Annotated in this window: 15 protein-coding genes; 11 read left to right on the top strand and 4 right to left on the bottom strand. The window is 57.2% G+C overall.

Translation table 11 applies throughout. The annotated features are described in order from the left end of the window. Position 1: 1 nt before the first annotated feature. The 5 genes from ACOTZC_RS20255 (at position 2) to lpxO (ending at position 4,683) form a co-directional block, all read left to right on the top strand. Entirely contained in the window at positions 2–943 is a 942-nt protein-coding gene (locus tag ACOTZC_RS20255) for an ABC transporter substrate-binding protein (RefSeq protein ID WP_021242935.1), read from the top strand. Positions 944–1,069: 126 nt separating this feature from the next. Then, complete coding sequence (locus tag ACOTZC_RS20260; protein WP_023310076.1) at positions 1,070–1,756, top strand: D-lyxose/D-mannose family sugar isomerase; 687 nt, start codon at positions 1,070–1,072, stop codon at positions 1,754–1,756. A 10-nt stretch (positions 1,757–1,766) separates the two neighbouring features. After that, positions 1,767–2,627: a ketose 1,6-bisphosphate aldolase gene (locus ACOTZC_RS20265; protein WP_163354700.1), complete on the top strand. Its 861-nt coding sequence runs from the start codon at positions 1,767–1,769 to the stop codon at positions 2,625–2,627. Further along, a complete protein-coding gene (locus ACOTZC_RS20270; RefSeq protein ID WP_248162968.1) occupies positions 2,627–3,631 on the top strand; it encodes a carbohydrate kinase family protein in 1,005 nt (334 codons plus the stop codon). The genes ACOTZC_RS20265 and ACOTZC_RS20270 overlap by 1 nt, the downstream gene beginning before the upstream one ends. A 143-nt stretch (positions 3,632–3,774) precedes the next feature. After that, complete coding sequence (lpxO, locus tag ACOTZC_RS20275; protein ID WP_023310073.1) at positions 3,775–4,683, top strand: lipid A hydroxylase LpxO; 909 nt, start codon at positions 3,775–3,777, stop codon at positions 4,681–4,683. 3 nt (positions 4,684–4,686) lie between these two features. On the opposite strand, the gene ACOTZC_RS20280 is transcribed toward lpxO, so the two are convergent. Further along, entirely contained in the window at positions 4,687–5,418 is a 732-nt protein-coding gene (locus tag ACOTZC_RS20280; protein ID WP_126304297.1) for a response regulator, read from the bottom strand. 256 nt (positions 5,419–5,674) lie between these two features. On the opposite strand from ACOTZC_RS20280, the gene fdhF reads away from it, so the two are divergent. The 3 genes from fdhF to ACOTZC_RS20295 all read left to right on the top strand — a co-directional run bounded on the left by fdhF (position 5,675) and on the right by ACOTZC_RS20295 (position 9,093). Next, positions 5,675–7,822: a formate dehydrogenase subunit alpha gene (fdhF, locus tag ACOTZC_RS20285; protein ID WP_248162967.1), complete on the top strand. Its 2,148-nt coding sequence runs from the start codon at positions 5,675–5,677 to the stop codon at positions 7,820–7,822. 322 nt (positions 7,823–8,144) lie between these two features. After that, a complete protein-coding gene (locus ACOTZC_RS20290) occupies positions 8,145–8,297 on the top strand; it encodes a Hok/Gef family protein (RefSeq protein ID WP_032644722.1) in 153 nt (50 codons plus the stop codon). A 121-nt stretch (positions 8,298–8,418) separates the two neighbouring features. Next, on the top strand, positions 8,419–9,093 hold the full coding sequence (locus tag ACOTZC_RS20295) for a tetratricopeptide repeat protein (protein ID WP_023310068.1): 675 nt from the start codon (positions 8,419–8,421) through the stop codon (positions 9,091–9,093). A gap of 80 nt (positions 9,094–9,173) precedes the next feature. Here the strand turns inward: ACOTZC_RS20295 and gltP are convergent, their stop codons facing one another. Next, the gene (gltP, locus tag ACOTZC_RS20300; protein WP_045355265.1) at positions 9,174–10,487 is read right to left on the bottom strand and encodes a glutamate/aspartate:proton symporter GltP; all 1,314 of its coding nucleotides are present in this window, start codon (positions 10,485–10,487) and stop codon (positions 9,174–9,176) included. 423 nt (positions 10,488–10,910) lie between these two features. On the opposite strand from gltP, the gene acs reads away from it, so the two are divergent. From acs to actP, 3 genes are all read left to right on the top strand, one after another. Beyond that, positions 10,911–12,869, top strand: a complete 1,959-nt coding sequence (gene acs / locus ACOTZC_RS20305) for an acetate--CoA ligase (protein WP_045402471.1) — start codon at positions 10,911–10,913, stop codon at positions 12,867–12,869. A gap of 135 nt (positions 12,870–13,004) precedes the next feature. Then, positions 13,005–13,319 (top strand): DUF485 domain-containing protein, encoded by a 315-nt coding sequence (locus ACOTZC_RS20310; protein ID WP_028017918.1) that lies wholly within the window; start codon positions 13,005–13,007, stop codon positions 13,317–13,319. Then, positions 13,316–14,965, top strand: coding sequence for a cation/acetate symporter ActP (gene actP / locus ACOTZC_RS20315; RefSeq protein WP_023310064.1), 1,650 nt, complete (start codon positions 13,316–13,318; stop codon positions 14,963–14,965). Before ACOTZC_RS20310 ends, actP begins: the two co-directional genes overlap by 4 nt. 33 nt (positions 14,966–14,998) lie before the next feature. On the opposite strand, the gene ACOTZC_RS20320 is transcribed toward actP, so the two are convergent. Together ACOTZC_RS20320 and ACOTZC_RS20325 are read right to left on the bottom strand one after the other, a co-directional pair. After that, entirely contained in the window at positions 14,999–15,688 is a 690-nt protein-coding gene (locus tag ACOTZC_RS20320) for an LrgB family protein (protein ID WP_023310063.1), read from the bottom strand. Beyond that, complete coding sequence (locus ACOTZC_RS20325; RefSeq protein ID WP_021242769.1) at positions 15,681–16,091, bottom strand: CidA/LrgA family protein; 411 nt, start codon at positions 16,089–16,091, stop codon at positions 15,681–15,683. The genes ACOTZC_RS20320 and ACOTZC_RS20325 overlap by 8 nt, the downstream gene beginning before the upstream one ends. Between the last annotated feature and the right edge of the window lie 18 nt (positions 16,092–16,109).

A 16,109-nucleotide genomic window follows, 5' to 3' on the forward strand; every position in this document is an offset into this window, starting at 1 on the left:
TATGCGTTTGAAACCGTTAGTGACCGCGCTCTGTGCTGGCGCGCTGCTCGCCGCAACGCCGTTTGCGCAGGCAAAAGATCTGAAGTCCATCGGCGTGACGGTGGGCGACCTGGCCAACCCGTTCTTCGTGCAGATCACCAAAGGTGCCGAGCTGGAAGCGCGCAAGCTGGCTGGCGATAACGTCAAAGTGACGCTGGTCTCCAGCGGTTACGATCTGGGCCAGCAGGTGGCGCAGATCGACAACTTTATTGCTGCGAAGGTGGACATGATCATCCTCAACGCTGCGGACTCCAAAGGGATCGGCCCGGCGGTGAAGCGCGCGAAGGACGCTGGGATCGTGGTCGTTGCGGTTGACGTGGCGGCGGAAGGGGCGGATGCGACCATCACCTCCGATAACACCCAGGCGGGCGAAATGGCCTGTAAGTACATTACCGATCGCCTGAAAGGCAAAGGCAACGTGGTGATCATCAACGGACCGCCGGTCTCTGCGGTGCAAAACCGCGTGGAAGGCTGTCAGACGGAATTCAAAAAACATCCGGATATCAAGGTGCTTTCGGATAACCAAAACGCCAAGGGCAGTCGTGAAGGCGGTCTGGAGGTCATGACCTCCCTGCTGGCGGCCAATCCGAAGATCGACGGCGTGTTTGCGATTAACGATCCGACGGCGATCGGTGCCGATCTGGCCGCGAAGCAGGCTCAGCGCAACGAGTTCTTTATCGTCGGCGTGGATGGTTCCCCGGACGGTGAGGAAGCGCTGAAGCGCGAAAACTCGCTGTTTGTCGCAACCCCGGCGCAGGATCCGCAGGTGATGGCGGCAAAAGCGGTGGAGATCGGCTATGACATTCTACAGGGTAAACCTGCGCCGAAAGCGCCTGTGCTAATCCCGGTGACGATGATCGATAAAAAGAACGTCGGTACCTATAAGGGCTGGACGGTTAAGTAACTTCGGTGCGGCCTGATGCCCTCACCCTAACCCTCTCCCACAGGGAGAGGGAACTTACTCCCCCTCTCCCTCAAGGGAGAGGGCCGGGTGAGTGCTAAGGTTTTGCAATAAAAGCCAGGAGTCCCCATGAAACGCTCCGACATCAATGAAATTCTCGGCCACACGCGACAGTTCTTTTCCATGCACGACGTGCATCTCCCGCCGTTTGCCAGCTTCCCGCCCACAAAATGGCAGCAGCTTGACCAGGCCGCATGGCAGGAAGTGTTCGACCTCAAGCTCGGCTGGGACGTGACGGCGTTCGGCGGCAACAGCTTTGCCGCTGAGGGCTTGACGCTGTTTACCCTGCGCAACGGCTCGCCCAACGGCGTGCCATATGAAAAGTGCTATGCCGAAAAAATTATGCACGTGCGCGACGGTCAGGTGACGCCAATGCATTTTCACTGGCGCAAGCGGGAAGACATCATCAACCGGGGCGGCGGGAATCTGATTATTGAGTTATGGAATGCCGGGGCGCATGAAGAGACGGAAAACACCGACGTGACGGTCACCGTCGACGGCTGTCGTCAGACCCACGCGCCCGGCAGCCAGCTGCGCCTCATGCCAGGGGAAAGCATCTGTCTGACACCCGGTCTGTACCACAGCTTCTGGGGCGAACGCGGCTTCGGCGACGTGCTGGTTGGGGAGGTGTCATCGGTAAACGACGACGAGCACGACAACCACTTTTTGCAGCCCGTTGCCCGCTATAACAACATCGAAGAAGACGAACCGGCGCTGCTGGTGCTGTGCAACGAGTACAACCTGTTTCGGATATAAGGAGTAAATGATGCCATTGATCTCTCTTGCCGACGGTCTGGAGCACGCCAGGGCGCATCGCTACGCGCTGGGCGCGTTTAACGTGCTCGACTCCCACTTCCTGCGCGCGCTGTTCGCCGCCGCGAAGCAGGAACGCTCGCCGTTTATCATCAACATCGCCGAAGTGCATTTTAAGTACGTTTCTCTGGATTCGCTTGTCGAAACGGTGAAGTTCGAGGCCGCCCGTCACGATATTCCCGTGGTGCTCAACCTCGACCACGGCCTGCATTTCGAGGCGGTGGTGCGCGCCCTGCGCTTAGGGTTCAGCTCGGTGATGTTTGACGGCTCTACGCTAAGCTATGAGGAGAACATTCGCCAGACGCGGGAGGTGGTGAAGATGTGCCACGCGGTCGGCGTGTCGGTGGAAGCGGAGCTGGGCGCGGTCGGTGGCGATGAAGGCGGCGCGCTGTACGGGCATGCGGATGAAGCGTTCTTTACCGACCCGCAGCTGGCGCGCGAATTTGTCGATTCAACCGGCATTGACGCGCTGGCGGTGGCCATCGGCAACGCGCACGGCAAATACAAGGGCGAGCCGAAACTCGATTTCCCACGCCTGGACGCCATTCGCCAGCAGACGGGGCTGCCGCTGGTTTTACACGGCGGCTCCGGGATTAGCGATGCCGACTTCCGCCGCGCCATCGAGCTCGGCATACATAAAATCAACTTCTACACCGGCATGTCGCAGGCCGCACTCGCCGCCGTTGAGCAGCGCATGGCGAACCGCCAGCCGCTGTACGATGAGTTTGCCGAGCTGCTGCTGGGGATAGAAGAGGCGATTACCGATACGGTTGCCGAACAGATGCGCATCTTCGGCAGCGCGGGGCAGGCATAATGGAACGCAAAGGCATCATCGCCGCAGGCAACATGCTGGTGGATCACGTCCACCAGATCGTGCAGTGGCCGGAGCGCGGCTGGCTGGCGGAAATCACCCACAGCGAACGCTCAACCGGCGGCGCGCCGCTCAACGTGCTGCTGACGCTGGCAAAAATGCACGTTGGCCTGTCGCTGCAGGCAGTGGGGCTGATTGGTGAAGATGCCGACGGGGACTACATTCTGGCGATGCTCGACCAGTACCACGTCAACCGCCAGCGCGTGCAGCGCACCACCTTTGCCCCGACCTCCATGTCGCAGGTCATGACCGATCCCAGCGGACAGCGCACCTTCTTCCACTCGCCGGGCGCCAACCGCCTGCTGGATCTTCCCGCCTTCGATCGCTTAGACGGATCGATGAAGATCTTCCATCTCGGCTACCTGCTGCTGCTCGACAGCCTGGATATGCCCGATGACGAGTTTGGCACCCGCAGCGCGCGCCTGCTGGCGCAGATGCGCGACCAGGGGTATGAAACGTCGCTCGATCTGGTGTCCCGCAAGGGCGACCCGCGCTATCAGCCGCTGGTGCTCCCTGCCCTGCGCCATCTGGATTATCTGGTGATTAACGAGCTGGAAGCCGGGGAGTTTAGCGGGCTTGAGATGCGCGACGGCGACGATGCGCTGAATATCGCCCATATCGCCGATGCCGCGACGCAGCTGCTGGCGGCAGGCGTGCGTCAGCGGGTGGTGATCCACTGTCCGGAAGGCGCATGGGGTGAAGCGCCGGGTGAACAAGGCCGCTGGATCCCATCATGGTTGCTGGAGCAGAAAGACATTGTCGGCAGCGTCGGCGCGGGCGATGCGTTTTGCGCGGGGTTTTTATACGGCTGCCACGAATCGCTCCCGCTCACGGAGAGCATTTATCTGGCGCACGCCTGCGCGCGCGCAAGCCTGCTGGCCGCCAACGCAATTGACGGCGCGAAAACGCTGGCCGAGCTGCAGGCGTTTATTCGCGAGAGCACTTAATTTAACAAAAATTGCGATTTTTCATTACAGTTCTATGAATTTTATATCCCCGAACTACACTCTCTCCATCTGGCATATTCGGCGTGGGCAGCACTCTGCCCGCACGCTTTTCCGAAATGAGATAGAAAGAGGACAAGGGAAAAATGTTCGCAGCCATCATCATCGGTATTTTCATTATCAGCGTTATTTATGCGCATTCACGCGGCAAAGAAAAACAGACGCTTTCTCGTCAGCTCTTTGACCATTCGACGTTCATGGCGCCCATCAATATGTTTATGACGGCGTTTTCTTCCCTGCCCGCCAGGCAGCCATTCTTTGAAACAGAGCGCTTCCCGGAATTAAATAAGCTGACGGAAAACTGGCTGGTTATTCGCGAAGAGGCCCTGCGTTTACAGCATCATATTAAGGCGGCGCAAAATAATAACGACGCTGGCTTTAACACTTTTTTTAAACGCGGCTGGAAACGTTTTTATCTGAAATGGTATGCCGATGCCCACCCCTCTGCGCAGTCTTTATGCCCGGTGACGACCCGGCTGGTGAGTGAAATCCCCTCGGTGAAGGCGGCCATGTTTGCCGAGCTGCCGGCGGGTGCAAAGCTTGGCAAGCACCGGGATCCGTATGCGGGCTCGGTTCGTTACCATCTGGGCTTATTCACACCGAACGACGACCGCTGCTTTATTGAAGTTGACGGGCAGCGCCACAGCTGGCGGGATGGTGAAGCCGTTATTTTTGATGAGACCTACGTCCACTGGGCAGAGAATAAATCGGATCAAACGCGCATTATTCTTTTCTGTGATATTGAACGTCCGATGAAATGGCGCTGGGCGCAGGCGGTTAACCATTGGGTGGGAACCACACTGATGTCCGCAGCCAGCTCACCGAATGACGAGAATGACAGCACCGGCGGCATTAACCGCATTTTTAAATACGTTCATGCGGCCCGCGAACGAGGACAGCGTCTGAAAAAAAGGAACCGTAAAGCCTATTACGCCCTCAAGTATCTGTGCATCGTCGCAATTTTTGCCGCCATCATTGTTCCGGCGATAACGTAAGCCTTATGCCGCCTGCTCGGGCCGGCTCACATCGGTAGCAAACACGTAACCCAGCCCGCGGATCGTTTTGATGAGCGCAGGCTGATGCGGGTTAGCCTCTATTTTCCGGCGCAGGCGCATGATCAGCACGTCAATCGTGCGATCGAACACGTCGGCGCTTTCGCTGTGGGTCAGCTCAAGCAGCCTGTCTCGGCTCAGCACCCGACGGGCATTTTGCGTGAGCGCCAGCAGCAGGCCGTACTCGCCCTGGGTTAAGGGGACGGGATTGCGCTGCGGATCGCTCAGCTCACAGCGGGTGGTATCGAGCGTCCACCCGTTAAAAGCAATGCCCGCGACCGGCGCTGCGGGGGCTTCTGCCGCCAGCACGCCCGTACGGCGCAGCACCGCTTTCACGCGGGCGACCACCACGCGCGGATTGAACGGTTTGCCAATATAATCATCGGCCCCCATCTCCAGCCCCACCACCACGTCTGACTCACTGCCCAGCCCGGTTAACATGATCACCGGTAGCGCCGGGCGCTGCTTTTGCAACTGCAGCAAAACCTGTAAGCCATTGATATCAGGCAGCATCATATCCAGCAGCACCAGCGCGATATTTGGCTCCTGCTGTACCTGCCGCAGTGCATCCTGGCCGTTATGGCAGACAAGCACGCTAAAGACGTGCTCGCTCAGCACGTCCTGAAGCAGTTCGCAGACTGCCGTATCGTCATCAACCACCAGGATCGCCGGTTTCATCGTATGCTTCCGTCAGGGGATTATGTTAAGTCTGAACCATTCTGCCGTCGGCTCCAGTCAAATGGTTTTTTCAGTGACGGAAATTCAACCCATGTCACATCCGCTGCCCTGTCGACACGTCAATTTTGACGATTGGCTGCTTTTTGTCAGGGTTTTCACCGCGAAGGGACCGTAAAGTCAAGGTGTACCCATACAAAAAACATGGCATAGAAGCTGCATAGTGGGTGCGAATGATTCGATTAACTGGAGCAGACTGATGAAAAAAGTCGTCACGGTTTGCCCTTATTGTGCCTCAGGTTGCAAGATCCACCTGGTGGTCGATAACGGCAAAATCGTCCGGGCGGAGGCCGCACAGGGGAAAACCAACCAGGGCACGCTATGCCTGAAAGGTTACTACGGCTGGGATTTTATTAACGATACCCAAATCCTCACCCCGCGCCTGAAAACCCCTATGATCCGCCGCGAGCGCGGCGGCAAGCTGGAATCCGTCTCCTGGAGCGAGGCGCTGGATTACGTCGCCACGCGTCTGAGCGCCATCAAGGCCAAGTATGGCCCGGATGCGATTCAGACCACCGGCTCTTCACGCGGGACGGGGAATGAAACCAACTATGTGATGCAAAAATTCGCGCGCGCCGTTATTGGGACCAATAACGTCGACTGCTGCGCTCGCGTCTGACACGGCCCATCGGTTGCAGGTCTGCACCAGTCGGTCGGTAACGGCGCAATGAGTAATGCCATCAACGAGATAGATAACACCGATCTCGTCTTCATCTTTGGTTATAACCCGGCGGATTCTCATCCTATCGTCGCGAACCACGTTATTCGCGCTAAGCAGAACGGGGCGAAAATCATCGTCTGCGATCCGCGCAAAATTGAAACCGCGCGCATTGCGGACATGCACATCGCGTTGAAAAACGGCTCGAACATCGCGCTGTTGAACGCAATGGGGCACGTCATTATTGAGGAGAACCTGTACGACCAGGCGTTTGTCGCCACCCGTACGGAAGGCTTTGAAGAGTATAAGAAAATAGTCGAAGGTTATACGCCTGAATCCGTCGAAGCGATCACCGGCGTCAGCGCGCAGGAGATTCGTCAGGCGGCCAGGATGTATGCCGGGGCGAAAACCGCCGCCATTCTGTGGGGAATGGGCGTGACCCAGTTCTATCAGGGCGTGGAAACCGTGCGTTCTCTGACGAGTCTCGCGATGCTGACCGGCAATCTGGGTAAAGCGCACGTCGGCGTTAACCCGGTGCGTGGTCAGAATAACGTTCAGGGTGCCTGCGATATGGGCGCGCTGCCGGATACCTATCCGGGCTACCAGTACGTGAAGTTCCCGGAAAACCGCGAGAAATTCGCGAAGGCCTGGGGCGTGGAAAGCCTGCCGGAACACACCGGGTATCGCATCAGCGAGCTGCCGCACCGCGCGGCGCACGGCGAGGTGCGTGCGGCCTACATCATGGGTGAAGATCCGCTCCAGACCGACGCCGAGCTGTCTGCGGTGCGCAAAGGGTTTGAGGATCTGGAGCTGGTGATTGTCCAGGATATCTTCATGACCAAAACCGCGGCGGCGGCGGATGTGATTTTACCGTCGACCTCCTGGGGCGAGCATGAAGGCGTCTACACGGCGGCAGACCGCGGCTTCCAGCGCTTCTTTAAGGCGGTCGAGCCGAAGTGGGACCTGAAAACGGACTGGCAGATCATCAGCGAAATCGCCACCCGCATGGGCTACCCGATGCACTACAACAACACTCAGGAGATCTGGGACGAATTGCGCAGTCTATGTCCGGACTTCTACGGTGCAACCTATGAAAAAATGGGTGAGCTGGGATACATCCAGTGGCCGTGCCGGGATGAGTCCGAAGCCGACCAGGGGACGTCATACCTCTTTAAAGAGAAGTTCGACACCCCGAACGGGCTGGCGCAGTTCTTCACCTGCGACTGGGTCGCGCCGATCGATAAACTCACCGACGAGTATCCGATGGTGCTCTCCACCGTGCGTGAAGTGGGCCACTATTCCTGCCGTTCAATGACCGGTAACTGCGCCGCGCTGGCGGCGCTGGCGGACGAACCGGGCTACGCGCAAATCAACACCGCCGACGCAGCGCGCCTCGGCATTGAGGACGAAGCGCTGGTGTGGGTGAACTCGCGCAAAGGCCGGATCATTACCCGTGCGCAGGTCAGCGATCGTCCGAACAAAGGGGCGGTCTATATGACCTACCAGTGGTGGATTGGCGCCTGTAACGAGCTGGTCACGGAGAACTTAAGCCCGATAACCAAAACGCCGGAGTATAAATACTGCGCCGTACGCGTAGAGCCGATTGCGGATCAGCACGCAGCGGAACAGTATGTCATTGACGAATATAACAAGCTGAAAGCCCGACTGCGCGAAAGCGCAATGGGTTGAAGCCGTTAATTCATCAGTGAATAAAGGGGGTGAGATATTCACTCCCTTTTTATTTCCGATTAACTCATCAAATATATCAATTATTAGTCTGGAAAGCGGCTCGCAGAAATAATGTAATTTTCGCGAAAAAGAATTACATCTTTTCATTTTAATTCAGAGGGATAAGATGTACGGCGGGTGCTTAAGACTTTCTGTCTTGAGCATTGTTGAGGGACAGAAAGTAGAAAGCCCCGGGAAATTTTCATTTACCCGAGGCTACTCCCTCAACTCCGAACAAGTTGAGAGTAGCCTCTTATTCTTTTTTTGACAAGGAGTAAAAGGCATGACGCCATTAAAAACTGCGTTAGGCATCGTCTTTATTATTTGCCTGACGATAGTGATCTTTACCTTTATTACTCGAGGTAAGTTATGCGAGTTTTCAATAAAGGGTGAACATCAGGAGGTGGCGGCTAAATTAGCCTGTAACGCAGGCTAACCTCTACGGGCGGAACCACTGTTCCGCCCGGCTTGCAGGATGCTGAGGTCTTAATGCACCCATTTTTTTCTTCTGTCGCCGCGATTATACTGCGCGGCGTGTACCCCGATGATAAGAACCCATGAAACATATTTTTCTGTTGTTGTTACTTTTTACATCGCTTGTCCGTGCCGACGAGATTGGCAGCCAGTACAAAGAACAGGCTGAAGCGGGTGACGCCCGTGCCCAGTATTATTTGGCCGATACATACTTTAGCTCCGGTGACAGCAAGCAGGCCGCGCTGTGGGCCGAGAAAGCCGCTAAAGGTGGCGACGTCGACGCCATGGGACTGCTCTCGCAAATCCTCTTTACCCAGGGAAATTATGCGCAAGCTAAGGCACTGGCGCAGCAGGCAACCATCGCAGGCAGCAAACGCGGCGCGATCATGCTGGCGCGCGTGCTGGTCAACACTCAGGCAGGTAAAACTGACTATCCTCAGGCCATCAAACTGCTGCAAACGGCGGCCGAAGATATCGACAACGACTCTGCGGTAGATGCGCAAATGCTGCTGGGGCTGATTTATGCCAACGGCGTTGAAGTGGCCCAGGACGACGTGCAGGCCGCCTCGTGGTTCAAGCGGAGCTCGGCACTTTCACGCACGGGCTACTCCGAGTACTGGGCAGGGATGTTGTTCAGGCAGGGTGAGAAAGGCTTTATCACGCCCAATAAACAGAAAGCGCTGTACTGGTTGAACCTGAGCTGCACTGAAGGCTTTGATACCGGATGCGAAGAGTTTGATGCGCTGAGCGGAGAGTAAAGTGCCGGGTGGCGGCTTCGCCTTACCCGGCCTATAAAACTCCTAGGCCCGGTAAGCGCAGCGCCACCGGGCTTAGGATGTTACTGGTCGGCCGTCTTATCAAAACGACCCAGCACCTCGCGTTCATACGCCAGCGCTTTTTTACGATCGAATTTGTGTTCCCACTTGGCGATAACCAGCACCGCCAGGGCATTCCCCACCACGTTCAGCGCGGTACGCGCCATGTCGAGGATACGGTCGACACCGGCGATAAACGCCAGACCTTCCAGCGGAATACCGACGCTGCCAAGCGTTGCAAGCAGCACCACGAAGGAGACGCCCGGAACGCCTGCAATACCTTTGGACGTCACCATCAGCGTCAGCACCAGTACGATCTCCTGCCACAGCGACAGGTCAATGCCGTACAGCTGCGCAATAAAGATAGCGGCGATGCTCTGGTACAGCGTCGAACCGTCCAGGTTAAAGGAGTAGCCGGTCGGTACCACGAAGCTGGTAATAGAGGCAGGCGCGCCGTAGGCTTCCATCTTCTCAATGATGCGCGGCAGCACGCTCTCAGAACTTGCCGTGGAGTACGCCAGAATCAGCTCATCTTTCAGGATGCGAATCAGGATCCAGATGCTCAGCCCGCACAGACGCGCCACGACCCCCAGCACCACCAGCGCGAAGAACAGAATGGCGAAGTGAACCAGGAGCACCAGCTTCGCCAGCGGCCACAAGGAGGCAAAACCGAAGTTCGCCACGGTGACCGCGATGAGCGCAAACACCCCTACCGGCGCGTAACGCATCACCATGTGGGTCACTTTGAACATGGTTTCGGAGATAGAGCGGAACACGGTCACCAGCGGCTCACGGTGCGTCGCCGGCAGGGAAGAGAGCCCCAGACCAAACAGCACCGAGAAGAAGATGATGGGCAGCATCTCGCCCTTCGCCATCGACGCCACGATGTTGGTCGGCACCAGCGACAGGATAGTGCCCATCAGGCCATGCGCATGGCTCTGCACGTCAGCGGTCGTACTTTGGTATTTCGAAATATCCACCGTGGCCAGCTGCGACATATCGATCCCGGAACCCGGCTGGAACACGTTCGCCAGCGTGATACCGAGGATAATCGCAACCGTAGTGATCACTTCGAAATAGATAATGGTTTTCGCACCAATACGGCCTAACTGCTTCGCATCGCCGACGCCCGCAATACCGACCACCAGCGTCGAGATCACAATCGGTACCACAATCATCTTGATCAGATGAATAAAGATATCCCCTGCCGGAGAGAGCAGGTTCGCAATCAGCCATTCGCGGCTGTCGCTATGATAGTGGAGGTAACTGCCCAGCAAGATGCCCAGCACAAGGGCGATTAAGATCTGCCAGGCAAGGCTGACTTTAACGTTTTTCATAGAAACTGACTTCCTCAATGAAGCGCCTTATTCATTCAAACTGCATGAACAGGGAGACATACTGAAAGGGTATGAATTGTGTTGCGTTGGTTTATGGGATTTTTTAACGCGGCGTATGAGTATCATTTGCGCGACCTGTTGCGCAAGCCTTAAAGAACGACGCGTTTCACTCACAAAAGCGACGATGACGGGAGTTTGTTCTAATTCTGATAAATAACCTTTTGTTATAAAAACGCTTTTTTAAACATAAATGTGAATAATCGTTAGCATCAATTATTTTCCTTCAAAGTTTCATTCGCTCATTTTTCATACTCTTCAAACAATGCGTGATCTGTAGCCCAAATAATAAACAAAGCTTGTAAAGCCCCTACAATTAACGTTTTTGCGACATATTATTAACATCTTACAAGGAGAAAAAAAGCCATGAGCCAAATACATAAACACGACATTCCCGCAAATATTGCGGACCGTTGCCTGATCACCCCGGAGCAGTACCACGAGAAATATCAGCAGTCTATCACCGCCCCGGACACCTTCTGGGGTGAGCAGGGCCATATCCTTGACTGGATCAAACCTTATCAGAAGGTGAAGAACACCTCCTTTGCGCCCGGCAATGTCTCCATTAAATGGTATGAAGATGGCACCCTTAACCTGGCGGCGAACTGCCTCGATCGTCACCTCGCCGAGCGCGGGAATGAGACAGCCATCATCTGGGAAGGCGATGACGCCTCGCAAAGCAAACATATTACGTACAAAGAGCTGCACCGCGACGTGTGCCGCTTCGCCAACGTCCTGCTGGAAAAAGGCATTAAAAAAGGCGATGTGGTCGCTATCTATATGCCGATGGTGCCGGAAGCGGCGGTGGCCATGCTGGCCTGCGCGCGTATCGGTGCGATCCACTCGGTGATTTTCGGCGGGTTCTCGCCAGAGGCGGTTGCGGGCCGTATTGTCGATTCCAGTTCAAAACTGGTGATCACCGCCGATGAAGGCGTGCGCGCCGGGCGCGGTATCCCACTGAAGAAAAACGTCGACGAAGCGCTGAAAAACCCGAACGTCAAAACGGTCAGTAACGTCATCGTCCTTAAGCGTACCGGCGGCAAAATCGACTGGAACGAGGGGCGCGACCTGTGGTGGAGCGACCTGATCGAGAACGCGAGCGACCAGCATCAACCGGAAGAGATGAACGCAGAAGATCCGCTGTTCATTCTTTATACCTCCGGCTCCACCGGTAAGCCGAAAGGCGTACTGCACACCACCGGCGGCTATCTGGTCTATGCGGCCACCACCTTCAAATACGTCTTCGACTACCATCCGGGCGACATCTACTGGTGTACCGCCGACGTGGGCTGGGTTACCGGACACAGCTACCTGCTGTACGGCCCGCTGGCCTGTGGCGCAACAACGCTGATGTTTGAGGGCGTACCAAACTGGCCGACCCCGGCGCGTATGTGTGAGGTGGTCGACAAACACCAGGTCAACATTCTCTACACTGCGCCAACGGCTATCCGCGCATTAATGGCTGAAGGAGATAAAGCCATCGAAGGCACTGACCGCTCTTCATTGCGCATCCTCGGTTCCGTGGGTGAGCCAATCAACCCGGAAGCCTGGGAGTGGTACTGGAAGAAAATCGGCAACGAGAAATGCCCGGTGATGGACACCTGGTGGCAGACCGAAACCGGCGGCTTCATGATCACCCCGATGCCGGGCGCCACGCAGCTGAAGGCCGGTTCCGCAACCCGTCCGTTCTTCGGCGTGCAGCCTGCGCTGGTGGATAACGAAGGCAACCCGCTGGAAGGCGCCACCGAAGGCAACCTGGTGATCACTGACTCCTGGCCTGGTCAGGCGCGTACCCTGTTCGGCGATCACGATCGCTTCGAGCAGACCTACTTCTCGACCTTTAAAAACATGTACTTCAGCGGCGACGGCGCGCGTCGTGACGAAGATGGCTATTACTGGATAACCGGGCGCGTGGACGACGTGCTGAACGTCTCCGGCCACCGTCTGGGCACCGCTGAGATTGAATCGGCGCTGGTGTCGCATCCGAAGATTGCCGAAGCGGCGGTTGTGGGCATTCCGCACAACATCAAAGGCCAGGCGATTTACGCCTATGTCACCCTGAACCACGGTGAAGAACCGTCGCCTGAGCTCTACGCTGAGGTGCGCAACTGGGTGCGTAAAGAGATTGGCCCGCTGGCGACGCCGGACGTGCTGCACTGGACCGACTCGCTGCCGAAAACCCGTTCCGGCAAAATTATGCGTCGTATCTTGCGCAAAATCGCGGCTGGAGACACCAGCAACCTCGGCGATACCTCAACGCTCGCGGATCCTGGCGTGGTGGAAAAACTGCTCGAAGAGAAGCAGGCCATCGCGATGCCTTCCTAGTGTTTTCTCCCTCTCCCTGTGGGAGAGGGCTGGGGTGAGGGCATCAGACCGCACCTTCCGCCCCTCACCCTAACCCTCTCCCCAAAGGGGAGAGGGGACTAAAAACAAACCTACCTTACCTTTGGAGACTCTGTGATGAATAACGATATTTGTCAGCAGATAGAGAATAGTGCGCACTACAGGGAGCTCGTCGATAAGCGGCAACGGTTTGCCTTCATCCTTTCCATCATCATGCTGATTATCTATGTCGGCTTTATTCTGCTGATCGCCTTTGCGCCGCACTGGCTGGGCACCCCGCTGCACGAGGGGACCAGCGTGACGCGCGGTATTCCCATTGGCATTGGCGTAATTGTGATTTCATTTGTGCTGACCGGCGTTTACGTCTGGCGCGCGAACGGTGAATTCGATCGCCTTAATAAAGCGGTACTGCAAGAGGTAAAAGCATCATGAAGAGAATTCTGACGGCGCTCGCCGCCACGCTTCCCTTTGCCGCCCACGCGGCGGATGCGATTACCGGCGAGGTACAGCGCCAGCCAACCAACTGGCAGGCGATTGTGATGTTCCTGATTTTTGTGGTGCTGACGCTGTATATCACTTACTGGGCGTCGAAACGCGTGCGCTCCCGTAACGATTACTACACCGCAGGCGGCAACATTACCGGCTTCCAGAACGGGCTGGCGATCGCGGGTGACTTTATGTCCGCCGCCTCGTTCCTCGGGATCTCCGCGCTGGTCTACACCTCCGGCTATGACGGCCTGATCTACTCCCTCGGCTTCCTCGTCGGCTGGCCGATCATCCTGTTCCTGATTGCCGAACGCTTGCGCAACCTGGGCCGTTATACCTTCGCAGACGTGGCCTCGTATCGCCTGAAGCAGGGTCCGATTCGCACCCTCTCCGCCTGCGGTTCGCTGGTGGTGGTGGCGCTGTACCTGATTGCGCAGATGGTGGGCGCGGGTAAATTGATCGAACTGCTGTTCGGCCTGAACTACCACGTCGCGGTGGTGCTGGTTGGCGTGCTGATGGTGATGTACGTCCTGTTCGGCGGCATGCTGGCAACCACCTGGGTGCAGATCATCAAAGCGGTATTGCTGCTGTTCGGCGCCAGCTTTATGGCCTTTATGGTGATGAAGCACGTCGGGTTCAGCTTCAATAACCTGTTCACCGAAGCGATGGCGGTCCACCCGAAAGGGGAAGCGATCATGAGCCCGGGCGGGCTGGTGAAAGACCCGATATCCGCGCTCTCGCTCGGTCTCGGCCTGATGTTCGGTACTGCGGGCCTGCCGCATATCCTGATGCGTTTCTTCACCGTGAGCGATGCGCGTGAAGCGCGTAAGAGCGTCTTTTACGCCACCGGTTTCATGGGTTACTTCTATATCCTCACCTTTATCATCGGCTTTGGCGCGATCATGCTGGTGGGGGCGAACCCGGCGTTTAAAGACGCGGCGGGCGCGCTGATTGGCGGTAACAACATGGCGGCGGTGCACCTGGCTGACGCGGTGGGCGGTAACCTGTTCCTCGGCTTTATCTCCGCCGTGGCCTTCGCCACCATTCTTGCGGTGGTTGCAGGGCTGACGCTGGCAGGCGCGTCTGCGGTATCGCATGACCTCTACGCCAACGTCTTCCGCAAAGGCGCGAGCGAGCGCGACGAGCTGAAGGTCTCGAAAATCACCGTGCTGGTGCTGGGCGTCGTGGCGATTCTGTTAGGCATTCTGTTTGAGAAGCAGAACATCGCCTTTATGGTGGGGCTGGCCTTCTCGATTGCGGCAAGCTGCAACTTCCCGATCATCCTGCTCTCCATGTACTGGTCGAAGCTGACCACGCGCGGCGCGATGATTGGCGGCTGGCTGGGGCTGCTGACGGCGGTGATCCTGATGATTCTGGGCCCGACCATCTGGGTGCAGATCCTCGGCCACGCAAGCGCTATCTTCCCGTATGAATACCCGGCGCTGTTCTCGATCGCCGTGGCGTTTATCGGCATCTGGTTCTTCTCGGCCACCGACAATTCGCCGGAGGGTAACCTGGAGCGTGAGAAATTCCGCGCCCAGTTTATCCGCTCGCAAACCGGCCTGGGCGTTGAGCAGGGCCGCGCGCATTAAGCCTTTCCTCCCCGGTCGTTCTGGCCGGGGAGCTTAAAACATCACCCACGCCACCAGCGGCGCAATCAGCACCATTACCACGCCCGAAAGCATCATCACCAGGCTCGCGACAACGCCCTCCTGCTGGCCCAGCTCATACGAACGTGCCGTGCCCGCCCCATGCGATGCCGCGCCAAACCCCGCGCCTTTCGCCATCCCTTCCCGGATAGAAAGCCGCAGAAAGAGCATATCCCCGACGGCCATCCCAAAGACGCCCGTCACCACCACAAACAGCGCCACCAGATCCGGTTGCCCGCCGAGCGGTTTAGCAGCCGCCAGCGCAAACGGCGTGGTTACCGAACGCACTGCCAGGCTGCGCTGAATTTCATCGGGCAGCGTAAACAGCCGCGCCAGCCAGACGGAGCTACACACCGCCACCACCGTGGCGGTGATTACACCCGCGCTGAGCGACATCCAGTGGCGTTTGATAATGGCGAGGTTGTCGTAAACGGGGACGGCAAAAGCGATGGTCGCCGGGCCGAGCAGCCACAGCAGCCAGTGGGATTCGCCAATGTAGTTCTGCCAGGAGATGTGGCCGAAGACCAACATCAGCACCAGCAGGATCGGCGTGAAGACCAGCGGCATCAGCGGCAGGGCATGAAAGCGGCGATAGAGCCGCTTGTTGGCGAAGTAGATCGCCAGCGTCGCAATCAGGCACAAGACGCTGATCTGAAAGTTAGTCATGTTTGTGCCTGCTGATTTCAAAGCGATACACTTTATCCACCACCCAGGCGGTCGCCCCCAGCACCATCAGCGTACTCAGCGCGATAACCGCAAAGATTCGCCAGCCGTCCACCATCAGCAGCTGCGCATAGTTCACCACCGCCACCACCGCCGGAACAAAGAACAGCAGCATCTCCGCCAGCAGCCAGCGCGCCCCGGCGCGTACCCAGTTAAGGGGGATTACGCGGCACAGAATAAGCGTCAGCATCAGCAGCATCCCGACAAGATTGGCGGGCAGCGGCAGATGCAGCCAGCCGACAAGATATTCCGCGAAAACAAACAGTCCCGCGTAGAGCAGTACCTGCACCGGGACCTGGAGTCGTTGCACAACGGCAGGCGTAACACGGCTTAACGCCACGGCCATGGGGGTTTTCCTCAAAAA

This window comes from Enterobacter cloacae complex sp. SHL009, assembly GCF_049237205.1.
GTDB lineage: Bacteria > Pseudomonadota > Gammaproteobacteria > Enterobacterales > Enterobacteriaceae > Enterobacter > Enterobacter cloacae_M.